The 18,861-nt window shown below is 63.9% G+C and carries 19 protein-coding genes and 1 other RNA gene; 4 read left to right on the top strand and 16 right to left on the bottom strand.

The window, feature by feature from the left end; all coding sequences use genetic code 11:
- Window positions 1-51: 51 nt before the first annotated feature.
- The 15 genes from ACFULT_RS24310 to prfB form a co-directional block, all read right to left on the bottom strand.
- On the bottom strand, window positions 52-855 hold the full coding sequence (locus ACFULT_RS24310; protein ID WP_378482762.1) for a DUF1295 domain-containing protein: 804 nt from the start codon (window positions 853-855) through the stop codon (window positions 52-54).
- A complete protein-coding gene (locus ACFULT_RS24305) occupies window positions 852-2,150 on the bottom strand; it encodes a cyclopropane-fatty-acyl-phospholipid synthase family protein (RefSeq protein WP_094719021.1) in 1,299 nt (432 codons plus the stop codon). The genes ACFULT_RS24310 and ACFULT_RS24305 overlap by 4 nt, the downstream gene beginning before the upstream one ends.
- A complete protein-coding gene (locus ACFULT_RS24300; RefSeq protein ID WP_037111060.1) occupies window positions 2,147-3,418 on the bottom strand; it encodes a cyclopropane-fatty-acyl-phospholipid synthase family protein in 1,272 nt (423 codons plus the stop codon). The genes ACFULT_RS24305 and ACFULT_RS24300 overlap by 4 nt, the downstream gene beginning before the upstream one ends.
- A complete protein-coding gene (locus ACFULT_RS24295; protein WP_378482761.1) occupies window positions 3,415-4,155 on the bottom strand; it encodes a DUF1365 domain-containing protein in 741 nt (246 codons plus the stop codon). The genes ACFULT_RS24300 and ACFULT_RS24295 overlap by 4 nt, the downstream gene beginning before the upstream one ends.
- Window positions 4,146-5,387 (bottom strand): NAD(P)/FAD-dependent oxidoreductase, encoded by a 1,242-nt coding sequence (locus ACFULT_RS24290; protein WP_378482775.1) that lies wholly within the window; start codon window positions 5,385-5,387, stop codon window positions 4,146-4,148. Before ACFULT_RS24290 ends, ACFULT_RS24295 begins: the two co-directional genes overlap by 10 nt.
- Before the next feature lie 11 nt (window positions 5,388-5,398).
- On the bottom strand, window positions 5,399-6,061 hold the full coding sequence (locus ACFULT_RS24285; RefSeq protein WP_378482760.1) for an alpha/beta fold hydrolase: 663 nt from the start codon (window positions 6,059-6,061) through the stop codon (window positions 5,399-5,401).
- A gap of 126 nt (window positions 6,062-6,187) precedes the next feature.
- Window positions 6,188-6,558, bottom strand: a transfer-messenger RNA (tmRNA) gene (gene ssrA / locus ACFULT_RS24280).
- An 81-nt stretch (window positions 6,559-6,639) separates the two neighbouring features.
- A complete protein-coding gene (locus ACFULT_RS24275; RefSeq protein ID WP_378482759.1) occupies window positions 6,640-8,004 on the bottom strand; it encodes an NAD(P)H-binding protein in 1,365 nt (454 codons plus the stop codon).
- 79 nt (window positions 8,005-8,083) lie between these two features.
- A complete protein-coding gene (locus ACFULT_RS24270) occupies window positions 8,084-8,935 on the bottom strand; it encodes a DMT family transporter (protein WP_080733014.1) in 852 nt (283 codons plus the stop codon).
- An 82-nt stretch (window positions 8,936-9,017) separates the two neighbouring features.
- A complete protein-coding gene (gene smpB, locus ACFULT_RS24265) occupies window positions 9,018-9,491 on the bottom strand; it encodes an SsrA-binding protein SmpB (RefSeq protein WP_019666033.1) in 474 nt (157 codons plus the stop codon).
- Window positions 9,492-9,611: 120 nt separating this feature from the next.
- Window positions 9,612-10,517 (bottom strand): permease-like cell division protein FtsX, encoded by a 906-nt coding sequence (ftsX, locus tag ACFULT_RS24260; RefSeq protein ID WP_037111067.1) that lies wholly within the window; start codon window positions 10,515-10,517, stop codon window positions 9,612-9,614.
- Between the two features lie 92 nt (window positions 10,518-10,609).
- The gene (gene ftsE, locus ACFULT_RS24255) at window positions 10,610-11,299 is read right to left on the bottom strand and encodes a cell division ATP-binding protein FtsE (protein ID WP_378482758.1); all 690 of its coding nucleotides are present in this window, start codon (window positions 11,297-11,299) and stop codon (window positions 10,610-10,612) included.
- A gap of 68 nt (window positions 11,300-11,367) precedes the next feature.
- Window positions 11,368-11,841, bottom strand: coding sequence for a hypothetical protein (locus ACFULT_RS24250; protein ID WP_378482757.1), 474 nt, complete (start codon window positions 11,839-11,841; stop codon window positions 11,368-11,370).
- Window positions 11,838-12,743: a mechanosensitive ion channel family protein gene (locus ACFULT_RS24245; protein ID WP_019666037.1), complete on the bottom strand. Its 906-nt coding sequence runs from the start codon at window positions 12,741-12,743 to the stop codon at window positions 11,838-11,840. Before ACFULT_RS24245 ends, ACFULT_RS24250 begins: the two co-directional genes overlap by 4 nt.
- Window positions 12,744-12,750: 7 nt before the next feature.
- The gene (gene prfB / locus ACFULT_RS24240; protein WP_019666038.1) at window positions 12,751-13,863 is read right to left on the bottom strand and encodes a peptide chain release factor 2; all 1,113 of its coding nucleotides are present in this window, start codon (window positions 13,861-13,863) and stop codon (window positions 12,751-12,753) included.
- 341 nt (window positions 13,864-14,204) lie between these two features.
- On the opposite strand from prfB, the gene ACFULT_RS24235 reads away from it, so the two are divergent.
- Window positions 14,205-14,696, top strand: a complete 492-nt coding sequence (locus ACFULT_RS24235; protein WP_037111072.1) for a carbonic anhydrase — start codon at window positions 14,205-14,207, stop codon at window positions 14,694-14,696.
- A gap of 58 nt (window positions 14,697-14,754) precedes the next feature.
- Entirely contained in the window at window positions 14,755-15,543 is a 789-nt protein-coding gene (locus ACFULT_RS24230; RefSeq protein WP_378482756.1) for an inositol monophosphatase family protein, read from the top strand.
- Between the two features lie 65 nt (window positions 15,544-15,608).
- On the opposite strand, the gene ACFULT_RS24225 is transcribed toward ACFULT_RS24230, so the two are convergent.
- Window positions 15,609-15,977 (bottom strand): DUF1304 domain-containing protein, encoded by a 369-nt coding sequence (locus ACFULT_RS24225; protein ID WP_378482755.1) that lies wholly within the window; start codon window positions 15,975-15,977, stop codon window positions 15,609-15,611.
- 123 nt (window positions 15,978-16,100) lie between these two features.
- On the opposite strand from ACFULT_RS24225, the gene ACFULT_RS24220 reads away from it, so the two are divergent.
- Window positions 16,101-17,507: an acyl-CoA dehydrogenase family protein gene (locus ACFULT_RS24220; RefSeq protein ID WP_378482754.1), complete on the top strand. Its 1,407-nt coding sequence runs from the start codon at window positions 16,101-16,103 to the stop codon at window positions 17,505-17,507.
- 46 nt (window positions 17,508-17,553) lie between these two features.
- Window positions 17,554-18,777: an acyl-CoA dehydrogenase family protein gene (locus ACFULT_RS24215; protein WP_019666043.1), complete on the top strand. Its 1,224-nt coding sequence runs from the start codon at window positions 17,554-17,556 to the stop codon at window positions 18,775-18,777.
- Window positions 18,778-18,861: the final 84 nt, after the last annotated feature.

The raw sequence follows: 18,861 nt of genomic DNA, 5'->3' as shown, positions 1-18,861 counted from the left end.
GTGCCGGCGAGTTCGACTCTAATCGCTGACCGAGAACGCGGCGGGGCGCGGTTAGGAAGTGCGGGGTGATTTCGGAGGGCGAGGCAGGAAGTAACTCGTTCGACGCTGGTAGTCGGCGTATCCCGGCCGTCGTTCCATGGAGCGTTCCAGCAGTCGCGCGCCCGTCGCGAACACGAGGAAATAGGTCATCGCGACGGGCGAGAGCACCGTGACCACCCCAGGCCACGCCGACGCCGCAACGAGGAAAATGCCCCACCACACGCAGGCGTCGCCGAAGTAGTTCGGATGACGCGTCCACGACCACAGACCGCGGTCCATGATCTTGCCCTTGTTCGACGGGTCCGCCTTGAACGTTTTCAACTGCGCGTCACCGACCGCTTCGAAGGCCAGTCCGACAACCCACAGCAGTACACCGACGACCACGGTCACCGGTACGGAGGACTGCGCGACGGCGGAGACCTGGATCGGCAACGAGACGAACCAGAGCGCCGCACTCTGCGTCAGGTAGATCTTGCGGAGGGCGTACAGAGTCCGGTTTCCCGTGGCCTTGGACAGCAGCTCCTCGTACCGCGGGTCCTCACCACCGCCGACCGACCGGCGAAACACGTGCCACGCCAGGCGCAGTCCCCATACGGCGACGATGACGGTCACCAACAGTCGGCGCCATCCCTCACCGGTTCCGACCACGCCCGACACGAGTGCGATGAGGACGAAACCTCCACCCCACGTCACGTCGACGACGCTGTGCCGCCCGATTCTGCTGCCGATGAGTGCGGTGACGACCATCAGAACGGCGGTGGCCAGCAGCGAGGAGGCGGAGACGATCAGGAACTCGGACCGAAAGAACCCGTTCACGGTCTCGGGCCCACCCATACCGGTCGAACGGGGTCGAGGTCGACCCGCCCGTCGGGTTCGGGGCGCACCGACAGAATCTGGTCGACACCCATGCGGCCCTCGCGGAACGCCATACCGCCGCCGACGAGATACAGCCGCCAGACGCGTGCGACCTCCTCGCCGACCAGCTCGACGACGTCGTTCCAGCGAGCCTCGAATCGCTCGGTCCACACGTCGACCGTCCGCACGTAGTGCTCACGCATCGCGTGAACGTCGCGGACCTCGAGTCCGGCTTCCTCGATCATCGCGACGGTTCGACCGACGGGCCGCATGTACATATCCGGTGCGATGAACTGCTCGATGAACGCACCTCCGCCCGGGTTGTCGCCTTCTTTGCGAGACATCTGCTGGATCAGCACCCGCCCGCCGGGCCGCACGTTGCGGTGCAACGCAGCGGTGTACGTGGGGTAGTTCGACTCTCCCACGTGCTCGCCCATCTCGATGGACGCGACCGCGTCGAACGGACCGTCGGGGATCTCGCGGTAGTCCTGGATCCTGATCTCGACGCGGTCCTGTAGTCCTCGGTCGGCAATTCGCTTGTCGATGAACGCCTTCTGCTCACGCGAGATCGTGACGCCGACGACGTGGGCGCCGTATTCCTGCGCCGCGTGCAGACTCAACGAACCCCAACCACAGCCCACGTCGAGGAAACGCTGACCGGGAGCAGTGTCCAGGCCGATCTTGCGGCACACGAGGTCGAGCTTGTCCGTCTGTGCGTCGTCGAGGGTGTACGTCGGCGCGGTGGACGTCCAGTACCCCGACGAGTACGCCATGTGGGAATCGAGCACCAGTTCGTAGAAGTCGTTCGACAGGTCGTAGTGGTGGCTGATCGCGGCCCGGTCCCGCACCAGCGAATGCAGCCTGCCCTTGACGACCGCCTGCGACGCGGGTGGGGCGAGGGGACGACCGAACACTCCGAGTTCACGGGCCAACTTGGCGAGCTTCAGCAGCGCCGCGGGTGACGGACGAATGGCCGACAGCTTCCTCGCTCGAACTTCGCCCCACACGTGGGCGAGCGCGGCACCGAGGTCACCGTCGACGTCGAGTTCGTCCAGAACGTAGGACTGGGCCGCACCCAACTCCCCCGGGTTCCACAGCAGTCGCCGTAGAACGTTCGGCGATTTCAGGTGTACGTCGGGGGCACCGACGGTCCCCGCGACACTGCCGTCCCATGCGTGCAGGCGCACCGGCAGATTCCCTCCGACGTACGGCGCCACCAACTCCGCGATCCGCGGTGCAACTCCGGCGGTGCTCATCTGTCTCCCCTACGGTCGAGAACGATCTGCTGTACGTCGAGATACCCGGAGCGGAAGCCTGCTTCCGAGTAGCACAGATAGAAGTGCCACATTCGGTCGAATGTCCGATCGAAACCCAACTGGGCTGTCTCGGCGTGCCGGGCGGCGAACTCCTCGTCCCACCGCCGCAGAGTCCGTGCGTAGTGGTCGCCCATCGACAATCGTTCGCGCACACGAAGAGTCGTGTGATTCTCGGTCACTTCGTCGATCGCGCGCAGCGACGGCAGGAAACCGCCGGGGAAGATGTACTTGTGCACCCAGGTATAGGTGTTCCGGGTGGCCAGCATCCGGTCGTGCGGCATCGTGATCGCCTGAATCGCGACTCGGCCACCGGGCGCAAGCACTCGGTCGATGGTCCGGAAGTACTCACCCCAGTACTCGTGTCCGACGGCCTCGATCATCTCGACCGACACCACCGCGTCGTAATTGCCGTCGACCATGCGGTAATCGAGTAGATCGACCTGAACCCGTTCCGAGTATCCAGCGTCGGCGATGCGCTTGGAGGCGAGTTCCTGCTGCTCGGTGGACAACGTCACCGAGCGCACCGTCGCCCCCCGCGCCGCCGCACGGATGGCCAGTTCACCCCAGCCCGTGCCGATTTCCAGTACGCGGCTTCCTTCTTCGACGCGGGCGCGGTCGAGCAATCTGTCGATCTTGCGCCGCTGCGCTTCCGCGAGCGGTTCGCCGTCCTCACGGGTGCCTCCGGAAGCGAACAGCGCACTCGAATACGTCATGGTCTCGTCGAGGAACAACTCGAACAGGTCGTTGGACAGGTCGTAGTGTCGCGAGATGTTGGACCGAGTGTTGTCGGTCGTGTTCCGCTCCGCACGCGGAGGTTTCGGCACGTACAGGCCACGGAGACGCTGCAGCGATTTCGGAATCAACGTTGCCATCCGCGTGGCGAACACTTCGAGTACCGCAGTCAGGTCTTCTGCATCCCAGTCCCCTGCCATGTACGCCTCACCGAAACCGATGAGTCCGCTCTGGCCGACTCGCGCTGCGAAGTCGGCGGGCCGCACGATGTGCATCACCGGGGATTCGGGGCCACCCCCACCGATTACGCTGCCGTCGGCGAAACGCGCCCGCAGCGGTAGCGTTCCTACTGCGCGGCGAAACAAGAAGTCGGCGACCGGCGCCGCGATCTTTGCCTTCGTTCCTGCCGGCACGAATGCGATACCCGGCCAGTTCTGTATGTCCACGTCGGACTTCGATCGAACGACGGTTGTCATCGTGTTGCCCTTCCTACAGCGGGTGCTTTCGGACGTGGAACGATGGGTAGACCTCTCGCCCACAGCCGAATTCCTTGCCAGCGAATCTGTGCCACTACTCGCAAAGGTGCGAGCGGAACCGAGACTGCAGACGCCACCACCGACCGAGTGGTGGCAGGCGTGCGGCGGCCGGTCACGCTCGCCACGAACGGCGGTGCGCCTTCGCGTTCGAGAACGATGGAGAGCGCCAGCGTCGAGTCCGGCTCAGGCAGTTTCATCCGGTATTCGCCACTGACGTCGTTGAACGGCGAGACGTAGAACTCTTTGCGTGCTCGCGCCGCGCCCACGTCATCGGTGTGCAGAAGGTAGGCGTATCGCTCACCGTAGGTGTTGTGGACTTCCGCGACGACGCAGACGAGCCGGTCCTCCTTGTCGTGACACCAGAAGACGCTGAGCGGGTTGAACGTGTGTCCGAGCACCCGGGCGCTGGCGAGCATCGTGATGCGTCCTCCGCCGAGGTCGATGCCGTGGTCCGCCAGAAACGCGTCGATGTTCTGCCGGATGGACCTCGAGGGGTCACCGATGTGATCGCTCGCGTGGAACGTCGCGAGTGGCCGGATCCACCGAGGCAACGCGGGCAGACTGTCGAGGTCGACGAACCAGCTGTAACTGCGGTAGCGAAACTTGTTTCGTATCGGCGCCGTACGCACGTGAACGATGGTCGTCGAATAGATGGCGTCGGTGTACGTCACGTCCACTGCCCGCCCACACGTTCGGCAGCCACCCGACCCGATTCCGCGCCGTCCTCGTGGAAACCCCATCCGTGGTATGCACCCGCGAAAGCCACCGTGTCGGTGTTCAATTCCGGGAGCCTGCGTTGAGCTGCGAGCGACGCGGGCGTGTACTGCGGGTGCTCGTACGTCATCTCGTCGAGCACGGTCGACGGGTCGACGACGTGAGATCCACCGAGCGTCACCAGGAATCGCTGCGAGCCTTCCAGCCGCTGCAGTCTCGTCATGTCGTAGCTGACGAGAACGCTGTCCGGCTGCGCTCCGCATTCCGGAATGCGGTAGTTCCACGACGCCCGCGCCCGCGGCGTCGCCGGAAGCACCGCCTCGTCGGTGTGGAGTTGAGTTCGGTTGATCGAATACGGCATCGACCCGAGCACCGAATGCTCGAGTGCGGTCGGGTCGGCGAGCATCTTCAGTGCCTGATGGGGATGTACCGCGATGACCACGGCGTCGTAGCGTTCCATCACGTCGCGAGAGTCGCGGATGTCGACACCGCCGAAGTGTCGGTACACCGCGTGGACCGGTGAACTCGTGCGGATCTCGTCTATGTGCGCGGCGACGCGCTCGACGTAGCGCGCCGAGCCACCGGTCACCGTGCGCCAGACCGGAGAGCCCGTCACGCTGAGCATGCCGTGGTGTTCGAGAAAGGTGAACAGATATCGCGCCGGATAGTTCAGCGCAGTGCCCGGATCACACGACCACACCGCCGAGACGAGTGGAGCCATGAAGTGCGCGGTGAAGTAATCGGAGAAGCCCGTGCGACCGAGGAAGTCGGCAAGAGTTTCGTCGGCGACGGTACTGTCGGTCGCTCGCAACACGTCCGTCGCTGTGCGGTGGAATCGGGTGATTTCGCGGAGCATCTTCAGGTACCGAGGGCGGGCGAGAGTCCGTACCGACGGAAGAATCCCTCGGATCCCCTGACCGCCGGAGTATTCGAGGCCACACCCGTCGCACCGAATCGACATGCTCATGTCGGATTCCTGCGTGGGCACGTCCAACTCGGCGAAGAGACGCAGCAAAGTCGGATACGTCCGGTCGTTGTGGACGATGAACCCGGTGTCGACGCCGATGCCGTTCACATCGTGTGTGTCAGCATGACCACCGAGCCTGTCGTCGGCCTCGTACAGAGTCACGTGCGAGGACTTCGACAACACGTATGCCGCAGTCAAACCCGCGACACCGCTACCTACGACCGCCACACGCCGACGCGTCACGACGACACTCCGTTTTCTTCGGAGGGGACACGCGCGATGATGTCCATCGCGAATTTCGTCGTTGTCTCTACCCATGTGCGGGACTTTCGAATCATGAAGTGACCGCCGTCCATGTCCACGAACGTTGCATCTACACCCCGCCTGCGTGCGGCCTCGACTTCAGCCGACGACCTTCGCGGATCCGTCCAACTGTCGTCGCGCCCGTGGAGGACCCTCACAGGTCGGTCGGACTGGACGTTCGCCAGCTCGTCGCCGTCGGGCCACCACGGCGCGAGCGCCACGATGCCCAGGACCCCGGGATCGTGCCCGACGGCGGCTGCCGTCCGCCCGCCCATCGAGTGCCCGACAACTACCACCGGCACACCGGGGTGCTCGTCGCGAATCCGTAGCAACGCCCACCGGGCGTCACGAACGGGGCTGCGTTCGACACCGTTCCATCCGCGGAACCGGTACTGCAGTTGGTGTACTGCTACGCCATCTGCTCGGCCTGCACGCCGCAGCGCCCACGTGAACTGCCACATGCGCAGTCCCGACAGATGCCAGGGCCTACTGGGCGCGTGGCTGTCCACTTTGCCTCCGTGCAGGACGAGGACGACGGCGCGGACAGTGCCGCGCGGACTGGGGCCGGACCACAACTTCGGCGTGGCGATCTTGCTCATGATCACTATTCGACACCATCGCTGCCACGGGTTGGATTCTTGCGATGCAAGGCGATTGTGAGGTGAATTACAGGCTTCGAGCAAGAAAAAACCGGGCCGGAAAGCGTGTGCTTTCCGACCCGGTCTCGGTGGAGCTGCCGGGAATCGAACCCGGGTCCTCCGCTGTATCACCAGGGCTTCTCCGTGTGCAGTCTGCTATGCCTCTACTTGGATCTCCTGATCTCGCAAACAAGCCAGGATGACGATCCCAGCCACTGTTTGATGTTCCTCATCACTCCGTGGCCGAGTGAATCGGTAAGCCCTCTAGCTGATGCCAGTACCCGGGTCGAGGGCGAACCCGGACTGACAGACACGCAGTCGCTACTTAGGCAGCGAGTGCGTAGTCGCGCTGATTGGAATCGGCGCTTATATATTTGCGATGACGCTTACGGTGGTCTCTCGCCTGCACCGACACGCTTCCCCTGACTCAACATACAGAGTCGAAACCGTTCAGCCCCGTACGTCCCCAGCACTTTGCCGGGGCTTGTCAGTGTAACGCGTCCTCCGAACAGAATCATCCCGATATACGCAGCGCGTCGCTATGCGCGGTCGACTTCAGCCACGACGCGCTGCAACTGACGGCCTGCGACAACCTTTCGAGCAGGCAACGACCCGTACCAGAACGCGCGGCCCGCGAGGCCACGAGGAAAGAAGTCGATACGTTGCTCGAGCCGCGTTCCCCCGCCTGCAGACACCGCCGAGTACTGCATCCACGCGTTCCCGGGCAACTTGGCAGTGGAACGTAGCCTGATGTCACCGTCCGAATCACTGCGCTCGATCTGCCAGTTCTCGGCGCTGCCCGTCGCAACGGCTTTGTGCAGGCGGCTGCGAATCTCGTCGGCCCCGCTTCCGAGGTAGACGCTGCGCACGTCGGTGAAGACGGTTTCTCCCGCCCAATCGGGGTCGGACGGAAGAGGATCCGACGGGGCAGACACGGTCGACGTCCACGTCGACTCCGACTCGCCGTCGTCGATGGTGCGTAGCGCCAGCCGAACTGCATCGCGGTACGGCGTCAGACCGCCCTCCGGCCGTTCGACGACGGAGTCGATGTCGGTTTCGTGTGCCACCGCGTCGAACTGTAGGGATTCGATGAGCGGCATCGCCAGTCCCCTCGGTATCGGAGTCACCAGTCCGATCCAGTGTCCGGCCAGCCGTGGGGTGAGAACCGGCAGTACCACCATCTGTCTCTTGCGTAGGCCTGCAACGTCCGCGTAGATGTTCATCATCTCGCCGTACTCCATCACGTCCGGGCCGCCGACGTCGTAGGTCCTGCTCTCCGGAAGGTCTGCGTCCGCTGCTCCGAGTAGGTAATGCAGGATGTCGCGCACGGCGATCGGCTGAATCTTGTTGTGGACCCAGCGCGGTGTCGTCATGACCGGCAGCCGGTTGGTGAGATGACGAATCATCTCGAACGACGCCGAGCCTGCACCGATCACCACTCCGGCCTGAAGGACGAAGGTCGGCACTTCGGACTCGCACAGAATCGCGCCTACCTCGGCGCGCGATTCCAGGTGCTCGGAAAGCTCCCCAGACTGGGGGTGCAGCCCGCCGAGGTAGACGATCCGCGACACGCCGGCCTCCGCAGCGACCGCAGCGACATTCTCGGCGCTCTCACGCTCGGTTTTCTTGAAGTCACCGCCGCCGGAACCCATCGAGTGCACCAGGTAGTACACGACATCGACGTCGGCGAACGCTTTCTTCAGGGAATCGCGGTCACCGAGATCTCCTTGGGCAATCTCGACGTCGTCCGCCCACGGCACACCCTGGAGTTTGTCGGGATTGCGGGCCAGCACACGAACCGTGAATCCCGCGTCCAGAAGTCGCGGAGCGAGCCTGCCGCCGAGATAACCGGTCGCTCCGGTGACGAGGACACGGCGGGCATCGGGGCTGCTGTTGGCGTTCATCGTCTATCGATACCCCCGCGGGGGTATCTCAACCCGATCTCACCAGGCCGATCAACCTTGGACGATCGATCTTGGACGATCAACCCAGGGCGATCAGACCCACCGCGCCGAGAGCGACGACCATTCCCACCTGTTGCAGTCTGCCGACACGCTCGCCGAGCATGACCATCGCCAGGAGCACGGTCGCCGCGGGATACAGCGATGCGATGACACTGACCAAGGACAGCAACCCGCCCTGGTACGCGTAGAGCAGAGCGGCGTTCGCCACGACGTCGAGAATGCCGACGAACGCAGCGAGCTTCAGCACACTGCCGTGCGGCAGCGTGAAATGACCGGAGGCGAGCGCTACACACCACACCACCGCCGTCGCCGACGCGCGAGATGCAGCCAGCGGCCACAATCCCGATCCGTCGCCGATCTGATGGAGGCAGATGAACGCGAGCGCAAACGTGACACCCGATCCGACGGTCAACCACGCCACCGTCGGGGTGAATTTCATCTCGCGACCACCGGCTACTTCACCCGTCGTGTCGTCGGGAGACTCCTTGCTGACGAGGAGAACCGCGATCAACGCCAATGCGATACCCACGAACGCGAGCGCGCCCGGACGCTCCCCGATCGCGAACCCGGCGACGACGGGTATACCCGCCACCAGCACGGCAGTCAGAGGTGACACGACCGCCATCGGGCCCGACGCGAGCGCGAGGTAGAACCACCAGACGGCCAGGCCACCTGCCACTCCCGACGCCAAGCCCCACAGAATGGGCACCCACGAAATCTGGCCCCCGACGAACGGCGCCACGATCAGCACGATCACCAATGAGAAAGGGTAGGAGACGATCACCACTCGCAGGGCCGCCACCCGACGGGACGCGACACCCCCGACGAAATCGCTGACGCCGTATCCCACCGCAGCGACGAGTGCGAGCAGGATCGCGGTCAGCGCGAACCCCTCATCGCATGCCCCTCACCGCATACCCCCTCACCGCATGCCCCCCTCACCGCATACCCCCTCACCGCATACCTTTGATACGGCGGCCGAGTTCCCTGGTCACTTCACGCTCGGCGGTGCGACGGGCCAGGTCCTGACGCTTGTCGTAGTCCTGCTTACCCTTCGCGAGGGCAAGTTCGACCTTGACCTTGCCGTCGGAGAAGTACATCGACAACGGTACGAGGGTCAGTGACCCTTCTTTCGTCTTCCCGACGAGCCGCTCGATCTCGCGCTTGTGCAGCAACAGTTTTCGGGTGCGTCTGGGCGCATGGTTGGTCCAACTCCCCTGCGTGTACTCGGGGATGTGCAGCCCGCGCAACCAGATCTCGCCGTCGTCGACCGTCGCGAACGAGTCCGCAAGCGACGCTTTGCCTTCACGCAGGCTCTTCACCTCGGTGCCCACGAGCGCGATACCGGCCTCGTAGACGTCGAGAATCGAGTAGTGGTGGCGAGCCTTGCGGTTCGTCGCAATGGCCTTGCGGCCCTTCTCTTTCACTTCAGGGCCCTTTCTCGAGCGCTGTTCGTCCGTGCGTTCGCGCTCTTCGCGCTGTCCGCTCCAGCATAGAACCGTGTCGCAAGCACTTTTCTTCCGGATGGAATCGGCCGGATCGGGAACCTACTCGCGGACGTACAGCCGCAACGTGATGTACGCGGTGACCGCGGCCATGCCGATGCCGACGAGCGCCAGGAACGGTGAGACGAGCAAGACGTCGCTGTTGGAGATTCGGGCGAGGATGTTGGCGTCGTACACCTCGGACAGCACGTCGTCGATGAAGAGGTTCTTCGCGGTGAACAGCCCCGCAATCGCGAGACCGGACCCGATCAGTGCGGCCACCACGGCTTCGAGCAGGAACGGCAGCTGGGTGTACCACCTGGTCGCACCGACGAGTCGCATGATTCCCACCTCGGTACGCCGGGTGAAGGCTGCGATCTGAACCATGTTCGCAATCAACAGAACAGCGGCGACGGCTTGAACGATCGCGATGGCGAATGCCGCGTTGCGAACGCCGTTGAGCACGCTGAACAGTCGCTCGACGAGATCTCGCTGATTGAGCACGCTCTGCACTCCGGGCTGGCCCGCGAAGTTGTCGTTGATGACACCGAAGCGTTCTGGATCACTGAGCTTGACCTTGAACGAGGCCGGGAAGCTGTCCGGGCTGACCAGCTCCGCGAGTTCCGGTTGATCCTTGAACACGCGCTCGGTCGCATCCTTCACTGCGTCGTCGCGGTTGAGGTACTGCACCGACACCACGGACGGTGTCTGCTCGAGTTCACTGCGCAACGTCGAGCACGTGGATGCCGCGCAGTCCGGATCGGTCGCCGAGATGTCGTCGGTGAGGAAGATCTGTACTTCGACGCGGTCCAGGAAGATCTGCTGCGTCTTGCCCGCCATCTGCACGACGAGCAGTCCGCCTCCGAACAGACCGAGCGAAATGGCCGTCGTCAGAATCATGGCGATGGTCATGGTGATGTTGCGGCGAAGTCCGGTCAGGACTTCGCTGAAAATGAAACTTGCGCGCATCGGGGAATCCGGGCCCTTCGGTGGTGTCTGCAGTCGTCGATGTATGTAGTCGTCGATGTCTGTAGTCGTGGCGGCAGAAGTGCGGCGGCGTACTACCTACCGACGCCGTAGACCCCTCGGGCCTCGTCACGCACCACTCTGCCGTTGTCCAGTTCGATGACCCGCCGACGCATCGAGTCGACGATGTGGTTGTCGTGCGTTGCCATCAGCACCGTCGTTCCGGTCCTGTTGATCCGCTCGAGCAGCATCATGATGTCCTGGCTCGTGTCCGGATCGAGGTTTCCCGTCGGTTCGTCGGCCAGCAGCACCAGTGGGCGGTTCACGAAGGCCCGGGCGATGGCGACGCGCTGCTGCTCACCACCGGACAGCTCCGTGGGCAGTCGATCCGACTTACCGCCGAGCCCGACCAGATCCAGGACCTCGGGCACCGTCCGCTTGATCATCGATCGCGGCTTGCCGATGACCTCGAGCGCGAAGGCCACGTTCTCCACGACCGTCTTCTGCTGCAGAAGACGGAAGTCCTGGAACACGCACCCCATGCTCTGCCTGAGCTTCGGCACGCGCCGCGAGGACAACCGGTTCACGTGGAAGTCCGCGACGTGGATGTCGCCGGAGGTGGGTGTCTCCTCCTTCAGGAGAAGGCGCATGAACGTCGACTTCCCGGATCCCGACGGTCCGATGAGAAACACGAAGTCGCCCTTGTCCACCGACACCGAGACGTCGTCCAACGCCGGCCTGGTGGATGTCTTGTAGGACTTGGAGACATTCGAGGTGCTGATCACGGGTCGCCAGTGTAGCCCTTACCTACCGGTAACCGACTCGGCTCGACATGTGTGTTGCCTGAGGAATCCTAGGGAGATCCGGTGGCCGTCGGGGCCTGCGGAGCAGGGGGTAGCAGCGACCGCAGCTGCGGCGGCACCGTCAGTCCCGGCAGGTACGTCGGATCCTGCGTTGCCGACGTACCGGGCTGCCCTGTGGGCGATCCGGGGTCACCCGACACCTCGGGCGCGCCGGACTGCTCGTCGGCTGCGGACGGATCGACCGTGGTGGTCGGAGAAGGAGTGGACGTGTACGTCGGCTGGTACGTCTGTTGCGGCGCCTGCGTCGGGTAGCTCCCCGGGTCGACCGCCGTCGGTCCTTGAACCACTTCTCGCTGCGCGGTGACGACCTCGTCCACCTGTACGTACAGCAGTCCGGTCAGAACGAAGCAGACACCGAAGAACAACGTCGACGTCCGCACGCCACGAATGCGGTTCGGAATTCTCCAGCTTCTCCAGTTACGTGGCTGCGCGTCGGAGTCCGTGTCCGGTCGAGATTCGGTCACAGCTCCTCCTCGCGATCCCGGCGGGCGCCGTCCGGTGCGACTCCTGCGGTCGACACGTCCGGGCTGACGCTGATGCCCTCGGGCTGCAGCGCTGCTGCCACTCGAACACGTAGTTCCCGGCCGACCTGGAACTGCTTGCCGGGAAGAGTTCGAGCCACGAGCCGCACGTTGACCTGGTCGACCTCGATGGATTCGACCCCCATGACGGTCGGTTCGTCCAGCAGCAGCGGCCGCAGACGGCGGTCCTCGAACGCTGTGTGTCCCACGCGGCGGAGGATCTCGTTGACCCGGTTCAAGTCCGCGATGGACGGGATCGGCACGTCCACGACAGCGCGTGCCCAGTCCTTGGAGAGATTGATGGCCTTGACGATCTGGCCGTTGGGGACAGTGATGACTTCCCCGTCGACACTCCGAACGCGGGTCACGCGCAGCGTCACGTCCTCGACGGTGCCTTCTGCGTCCTCTGCCGAACCGTTGACGGCGATCTGCACGACATCACCGAACCCGTACTGCCGTTCGGTGATGATGAAGAACCCGGCCAGGATGTCCTGCACGACCCGCTGCGCACCGAAACCCAGTGCCGCACCGATCACCGTCGCGGGAGCGACGAGGCCACCGACGCCGAAGCCGAGCCTCCTGAGCACCTCGATGGTCACCAGGATGTAGACGAGAGTGACAGCGACCCAGGTGATCACCTGAGCGAGTGCGTGCCTATGCTTTGCTGCCTCGGACCGCACCAGGGCATCGCTGTGTTGATAGTTGGAGTCGATGCGGGAGGTGATCCGCGTACCTGTCCACGTGATGAGACGCGCGACCAGGAGTCCTCCGAGGATGTACAGCACAATTCCGAGGCCGTTGAGTTGGACCTCCGGTGTTACCGAGAACGACAGTGCTGTGTTCATCGTGTGTCTACTCGTCCCCCCGCATACGCCAACGAATTCCTGCTTCCAGGAAACCATCGATGTCACCGTCGAGCACGGTGGAGGGATTGTTGACCTCGTACTCGGTGCGCAGATCCTTGACCATCTGGTACGGATGCAGCACGTAGGAGCGCATCTGATTACCCCAGGAACTTCCGCCGTCGCCCTTGAGTGCATCCATCTCGGCGCGCTCTTCCTTGCGCTTTACCTCGAGCAGCTTGGCCTGGAGGACCCGCATCGCGGACACCTTGTTCTGCAGCTGAGACTTCTCGTTCTGACACGTCACGACGATTCCCGTGGGAATGTGCGTCAGACGGACGGCCGAGTCCGTGGTGTTGACGGACTGTCCGCCCGGGCCGCTGGACCGGTAGACGTCGACACGGATATCACCCTCGGGTATCTCGATGTGATCGGTCGTCTCGACGACCGGAAGCACCTCGACCTCGGCGAACGAGGTCTGCCGTCGACCCTGGTTGTCGAACGGGCTGATCCTCACGAGGCGGTGGGTTCCCTGCTCGACAGACAGAGTGCCGTAGGTGTACGGGGCCTTCACCGCGAAGGTCGCGCTCTTGATTCCTGCTTCTTCGGCGTAGGACGTGTCGTAGACCTCGACGCCGTATCCATGCTTCTCCGCCCAGCGGATGTACATGCGCATGAGCATCTCGGCCCAGTCCGCTGCGTCGATGCCGCCCGCACCGGAACGAATGTTGACGAGCGCGTCGCGTTGGTCGTACTCACCGGAGAGAAGCGTGCGCACCTCGGCCGCGGCGATGTCCTCGCGCAGCGATGCGCGCTCGGCGTCGGCATCGGCTGTCGCCGACGCTGCAGCGTCGCCTTCTTCTCCCTCGGCCAGCTCGTAGAGCACCGGCAGGTCGTCGAGGCGACCACGCAGTTCCTCGACGCGGCGCAGTTCGGCTTGCGCGTGCGAGAGCTGACTGGTGACCTGCTGAGCGTGTTCCTGGTCGTTCCACAGGTCCGGCGACGCAGCCTGATGTTCGAGCTCGTCGATCCGGCGACGTAGTTCCTCGACGTCGAGAACCGACTCGATCGTCGTGAGGGTGATGTCGAGTTCGTTCAGGTCCGCGGAGACGTCAGGATGCACGAGATCGAAGTTTACCGGCCGCGGCGCACTCGCCCGACCAACGCTGCCCGACGAGCAGGATTTCTACGATTTGGACGGGCCCTTCCACGGGCGTGAGCAGGCACGGCTGCGGATCGCGAGCCCTGGCCCGAACGTCGATCTCCTGTTAGTTTTCTCGGCATCGACACGAACGCATGCGACCATGCCGCGTACCCCCTGCTGTTGGTTGCGCGCCTCCACGTCGATTTCTGCAGGACCGGCACCAGTCTCTGTCGCTGATGGGTCCACCCCAACCGCAGGGCGCCCACAGTCGGCGCCATCTGCGCAGCTCCACCCCACGCAGAAACATCTGGAGGAGATTCATGACGGTCACCGACGAGTACCTGAAGAACAACGAGGCATACGCGGCACAGTTCACCGGCCCGCTCCCGCTTCCACCGTCGAAGAACGTTGCGGTGGTGGCATGCATGGACGCGCGCCTCGACGTCTACCGCATTCTCGGATTGAACGAAGGCGAGGCGCACGTCATCCGCAACGCAGGTGGCGTCGTCACCGACGACGAGATTCGATCACTCGCCATCAGCCAGCGTCTGCTCGGGACCAAGGAGATCATTCTGATTCACCACACCGACTGCGGAATGCTGACGTTCACCGACGACGAATTCAAGAACGGCATCCAGGACGAGATCGGCATCAAGCCCAACTGGGCGGCCGAAGCGTTCGCCGACCTCGACGCCGACGTGCGGCAGTCGCTCGCGCGGATCGAGCAGAGCCCGTTCGTGACCAAGCACGAATCGGTGCGCGGATTCGTCTTCGACGTCGCGACCGGGAAGCTGAACGAAGTCACGGTCTGACGTGCACAGCGCCCGGGGTGACGGTGCCACCGGCACCCCGGGCATTAGTGTTTGGAGCGTGACTTTCTCTGCCGCTGACCTGCAGCTCGCACTGTCCATCGCCGACCAGGCCGACGTCATCACGAGGGATCGTTTTCTCGCTCTCGACCTGGTGGTGGACGACAAACCCGACCTGAGTCCGGTCAGCGACGCCGACCTCGCCGTCGAGAACAAGGCGCGGTCCATCCTCCAGGACGAGCGGTCGGAGGATTCCGTCCTGGGCGAAGAGTTCGGTGGCGACGCCGTCTTCGACGGACGCCAATGGGTCATCGACCCGATCGACGGAACAAAGAATTTCGTGCGAGGTGTGCCGATCTGGGCCACGCTGATCGCGTTGCTCGAAGACGGCATTCCGGTCGTGGGCGTGATCAGCGCTCCGTTGCTGAACCGGCGCTGGTGGGCGTCGAAGGGCGGGGGCGCGTGGACGTCCTACGACGGCGGCGAACCTCGCTCCATCACAGTATCGTCGGTTCGCGAACTGGGCTCTGCCAGTTTGAGTTTCGCGAGCCTGTCCGGCTGGAAGGAGCGCGGGCTGCGAGATCGGTTCGTGGACCTGACGGACGAGGTGTGGCGGGTTCGCGGGTACGGCGACTTCTTCTCCTACTGCCTCCTCGCCGAGGGCACCCTCGACATCGCGACCGAACCCGAGGTGTCGCTGTGGGACCTGGCACCCCTGGACATCCTGGTTCGGGAAGCAGGCGGGCGCTTCTCCTCACTCGACGGCGACGCGGGCCCGCACGGCGGAAGCGCAGTGGCCACCAACGCCCTTCTGCACGACGAGGTACTGACGCGGCTCCGCCGCACGTGAGTGGAAATCTAGGCCAGGGCCAGGAGCGGAGCCTGCGGAGCGACCAGAAGACGCGACATTTCCACTCACGTGAAAGCTGCGAACAGCAATGCCAACAACGGGGTGATGCCCTGGATCACGGCCGGTCGGAGGTACTTCCGCCCGCCGGTGGCCAGCACGAATGCGGCACCGACGATGCTGAGGCACGAGAACACGACGATCGCGTCCCCGGCGTCGCCTCCCAGGAACAGGCCCACGACGATTCCCACTGCCAGAAATAGATTGTAGAAGCCCTGATTGAAGGCCATCGGCCGGACCACATCGGCGTCGGCCTGACTGGCGACTCCGAATCTGCGCCAGACGGCGGGCTTGGTCCAGGCGACGGATTCCATGAAGAAGATGACCACGTGCAGCGCGGCGGCGACGGCAGCGAAGATCGAAGCGATGACAGGCATGCTCGAATGCTTCCACAACGGGTGTGAACTGCGCGAACGGTCCACTTCTTACTCGGGAGTAGACAGCTAACTTACCCGGGAGTAAGATAGGCGGAGTCCGAGCCCGACGCCGAGAAACAGCTGGTGATCATGAACAAGCAAGACAGTGTCATCGAGACGAAGCGCAAGGCGCCTCGCGATACATCCGCAGTTGGCCTCAACCCGTTCAAGCGAGACGCCATCGGTACCGCCATGCGTGTTCTCACGGCTATCACCGGGTCCGATCTCGCGGAGAAGTACAACCTTCGCCAGACGATCGACCGCGTGACGTACGAGAGCACCAAAACTGGGTTCAAGACCCTCGGCGCTGCCAACCGCACGTTCGCGAAGGTCACCGGAGGCGACAAGCCGAAGCGACTCGAGGACGCCGCGGTCAAGAACCTCGACTACTTCGATCTGACGCCGGACGACGAGCAGCGCATGATCGTCGAGACCGTCAAGGAATTCGCCGAGGAGATCCTTCGACCCGCAGCGCACGACGCAGATGCCGCGGCGTCGTCGCCGGAGGATATCGTTCGTCGTTCCGCTGAACTCGGTATCACCTTCATCAACGTCCCGGAAGAACTCGACGGCGCGGCTACCGAGCGTGGCGCCGTCACCAACGCGTTGGTAGCGGAAGCGCTCGCGCACGGCGACCTCGGACTCGCGCTTCCCATCCTCGCACCGAGCGGTGTCGCGGTCGCATTGACGCAGTGGGGCACCGACGCACAGCAGAAGACCTACCTGCCTGCGTTCGTCGGCGAGAAGGTCCCGGGTGCGGCCGTCGTGGTCAACGAACCGCGTGCACTGTTCGACCCGTTCGCTCTGCAGACGAAGGCCGTGCGCTCCCCCAGCGGATTCAAGCTCAACGGAGTCAAGAGCGTCGTGCCTGCCGCGGGTAGCTCCGAACTGTTCGTCGTTGCCGCCGAACTCGAAGGCAGGCCTGCGTTCTTCATCGTCGAGTCCGACACCAAGGGTCTCGTCGTCGAAGCCGATCCGAGCATGGGTCTGCGTGCCGCCGGTCTCGGTCGACTCGTGCTGACCGACGTCGCGGTTCCGGAATCCGCACTGCTGGGCGATGGAGACGCAGATCAGCGCGCACTCGATTACGCCGAGGCCATCAGCCTTGCCCGGCTCGGCTGGTCCGCTCTCGCAGTCGGCACCGGTCAGGCTGTCCTCGACTACGTGATTCCGTACGTCAACGAGCGCGAGGCATTCGGCGAGCCGATCAGCAACCGCCAGGCGGTTGCGTTCATGGTCGCCAACATCGCGATCGAGCTGGACGGGCTGCGCCTGGTCACTCTTCGCGGCGCATCGCGTGCCGAACAGGGCAAGTCGTTCGCACGTGAAGCAGCGCTCGCCCGACGCCTCGCCGCCGAAAAGGGTATGCAGATCGGTTCCGACGGTGTGCAGTTGCTCGGTGGGCACGGATTCACCAAGGAACATCCGGTCGAACGCTGGTACCGCGATCTCCGCGCTGTCGGTGTCACCGAGGGCATCGTCCTCATCTGATTCGCCCCCATCCTCGTAGGCAACTCATCGGTCAAGGACTGAATTCATGATCAATCTAGAACTTCCCAAGAAGCTTCGGGCACAGGCGAATCAGGCTCATCAGGTTGCGGCCGAGATCTTCCGCCCGATCTCTCGCAAGTACGACCTCGCCGAGCACGAGTACCCCGTCGAACTCGACACCATGGCATCCATGGTGGAGGGAATGTCCGACGCTGGTACCGAGGTCGGCGGCGCCGCCGGCGGCCGAGAGAAGGACAGCGAGAGCGCTCCCAAGCCCAGCAAGACGGCCAATGCCAACGGTGGCAACATGGCTGCATTGGTCAACGTCATCGAAACCTGCTGGGGCGATGTCGGTTTGACTCTGTCCATTCCGTACCAGGGCCTCGGCAATTCCGCCATCGCGGCTGTGTCCACTGACGAGCAGCTCGAACGCTTCGGCAAGGTGTGGGCATCGATGGCAATCACCGAACCGAGTTTCGGATCCGACTCCGCTGCGGTGACGACGACTGCGGTTCTCGACGGCGACGAGTGGGTCCTCAACGGCGAGAAGATCTATGTCACCGCGGGCGAACGTTCGACGCACATCGTGGTGTGGGCGAGTGTCGACCGTTCGAAGGGCCGCGCGGCGATCAAGTCCTTCGTCGTGCCACGTGACGCCCCCGGTCTCAGTGTTGCTCGACTCGAGCACAAGCTCGGTATCAAGGCGTCGGACACTGCCGCCCTCCTGCTCGAGGACTGCCGAATCCCGAAGGACAACCTTCTCGGTTCCGCCGAGGTGAACACCGAAAAGGGATTTGCGGGCGTCATGCAGACGTTCGACAACACTCGCCCGCTCGTCGCGGGTATGGCCATCGGTGTCGCTCGCGCGGCCCTCGAAGAACTGCGCTCCATCCTCGACGAGGCAGGCGTGGAGATCTCGTACACCACTCCGGCCTACAGTCAGCATGCAGCGGCTGCCGAGTTCCTGCGTCTCGAGGCCGATTGGGAGGCGTCTCATCTGCTCGCGCTGCGGGCTGCGTGGATGGCCGACAACAAGGAGCCGAACTCGCTGCAGGCGTCGATGGCCAAAGCGAAGGCAGGCCGCTCGGCCACCGACATCACACTCAAGGCCGTCGAACTTGCAGGCAGCTACGGCTACTCGGAGCGCCTGCTGCTCGAGAAGTGGAGCCGTGACGCGAAGATTCTCGACATCTTCGAAGGAACCCAGCAGATTCAGCAGTTGATCGTCGCCCGTCGTGTTCTCGGAAAGACCTCCGCCGAACTGAAGTGATGCAGATGTGACGACGTGGCCCCGTGGACCGTGAGGTTCGCGGGGCCACGTCGTGTATCGACAGAACAATCGGGTGTCCACCGA

It is taken from the genome of Rhodococcus sp. NPDC057297, assembly GCF_042667435.1.
In the GTDB taxonomy this organism is placed as follows: domain Bacteria; phylum Actinomycetota; class Actinomycetes; order Mycobacteriales; family Mycobacteriaceae; genus Rhodococcoides.
The sequence above is the reverse complement of the archived record's forward strand: the minus strand, read 5'-3'. Positions and strand labels throughout refer to the sequence as shown.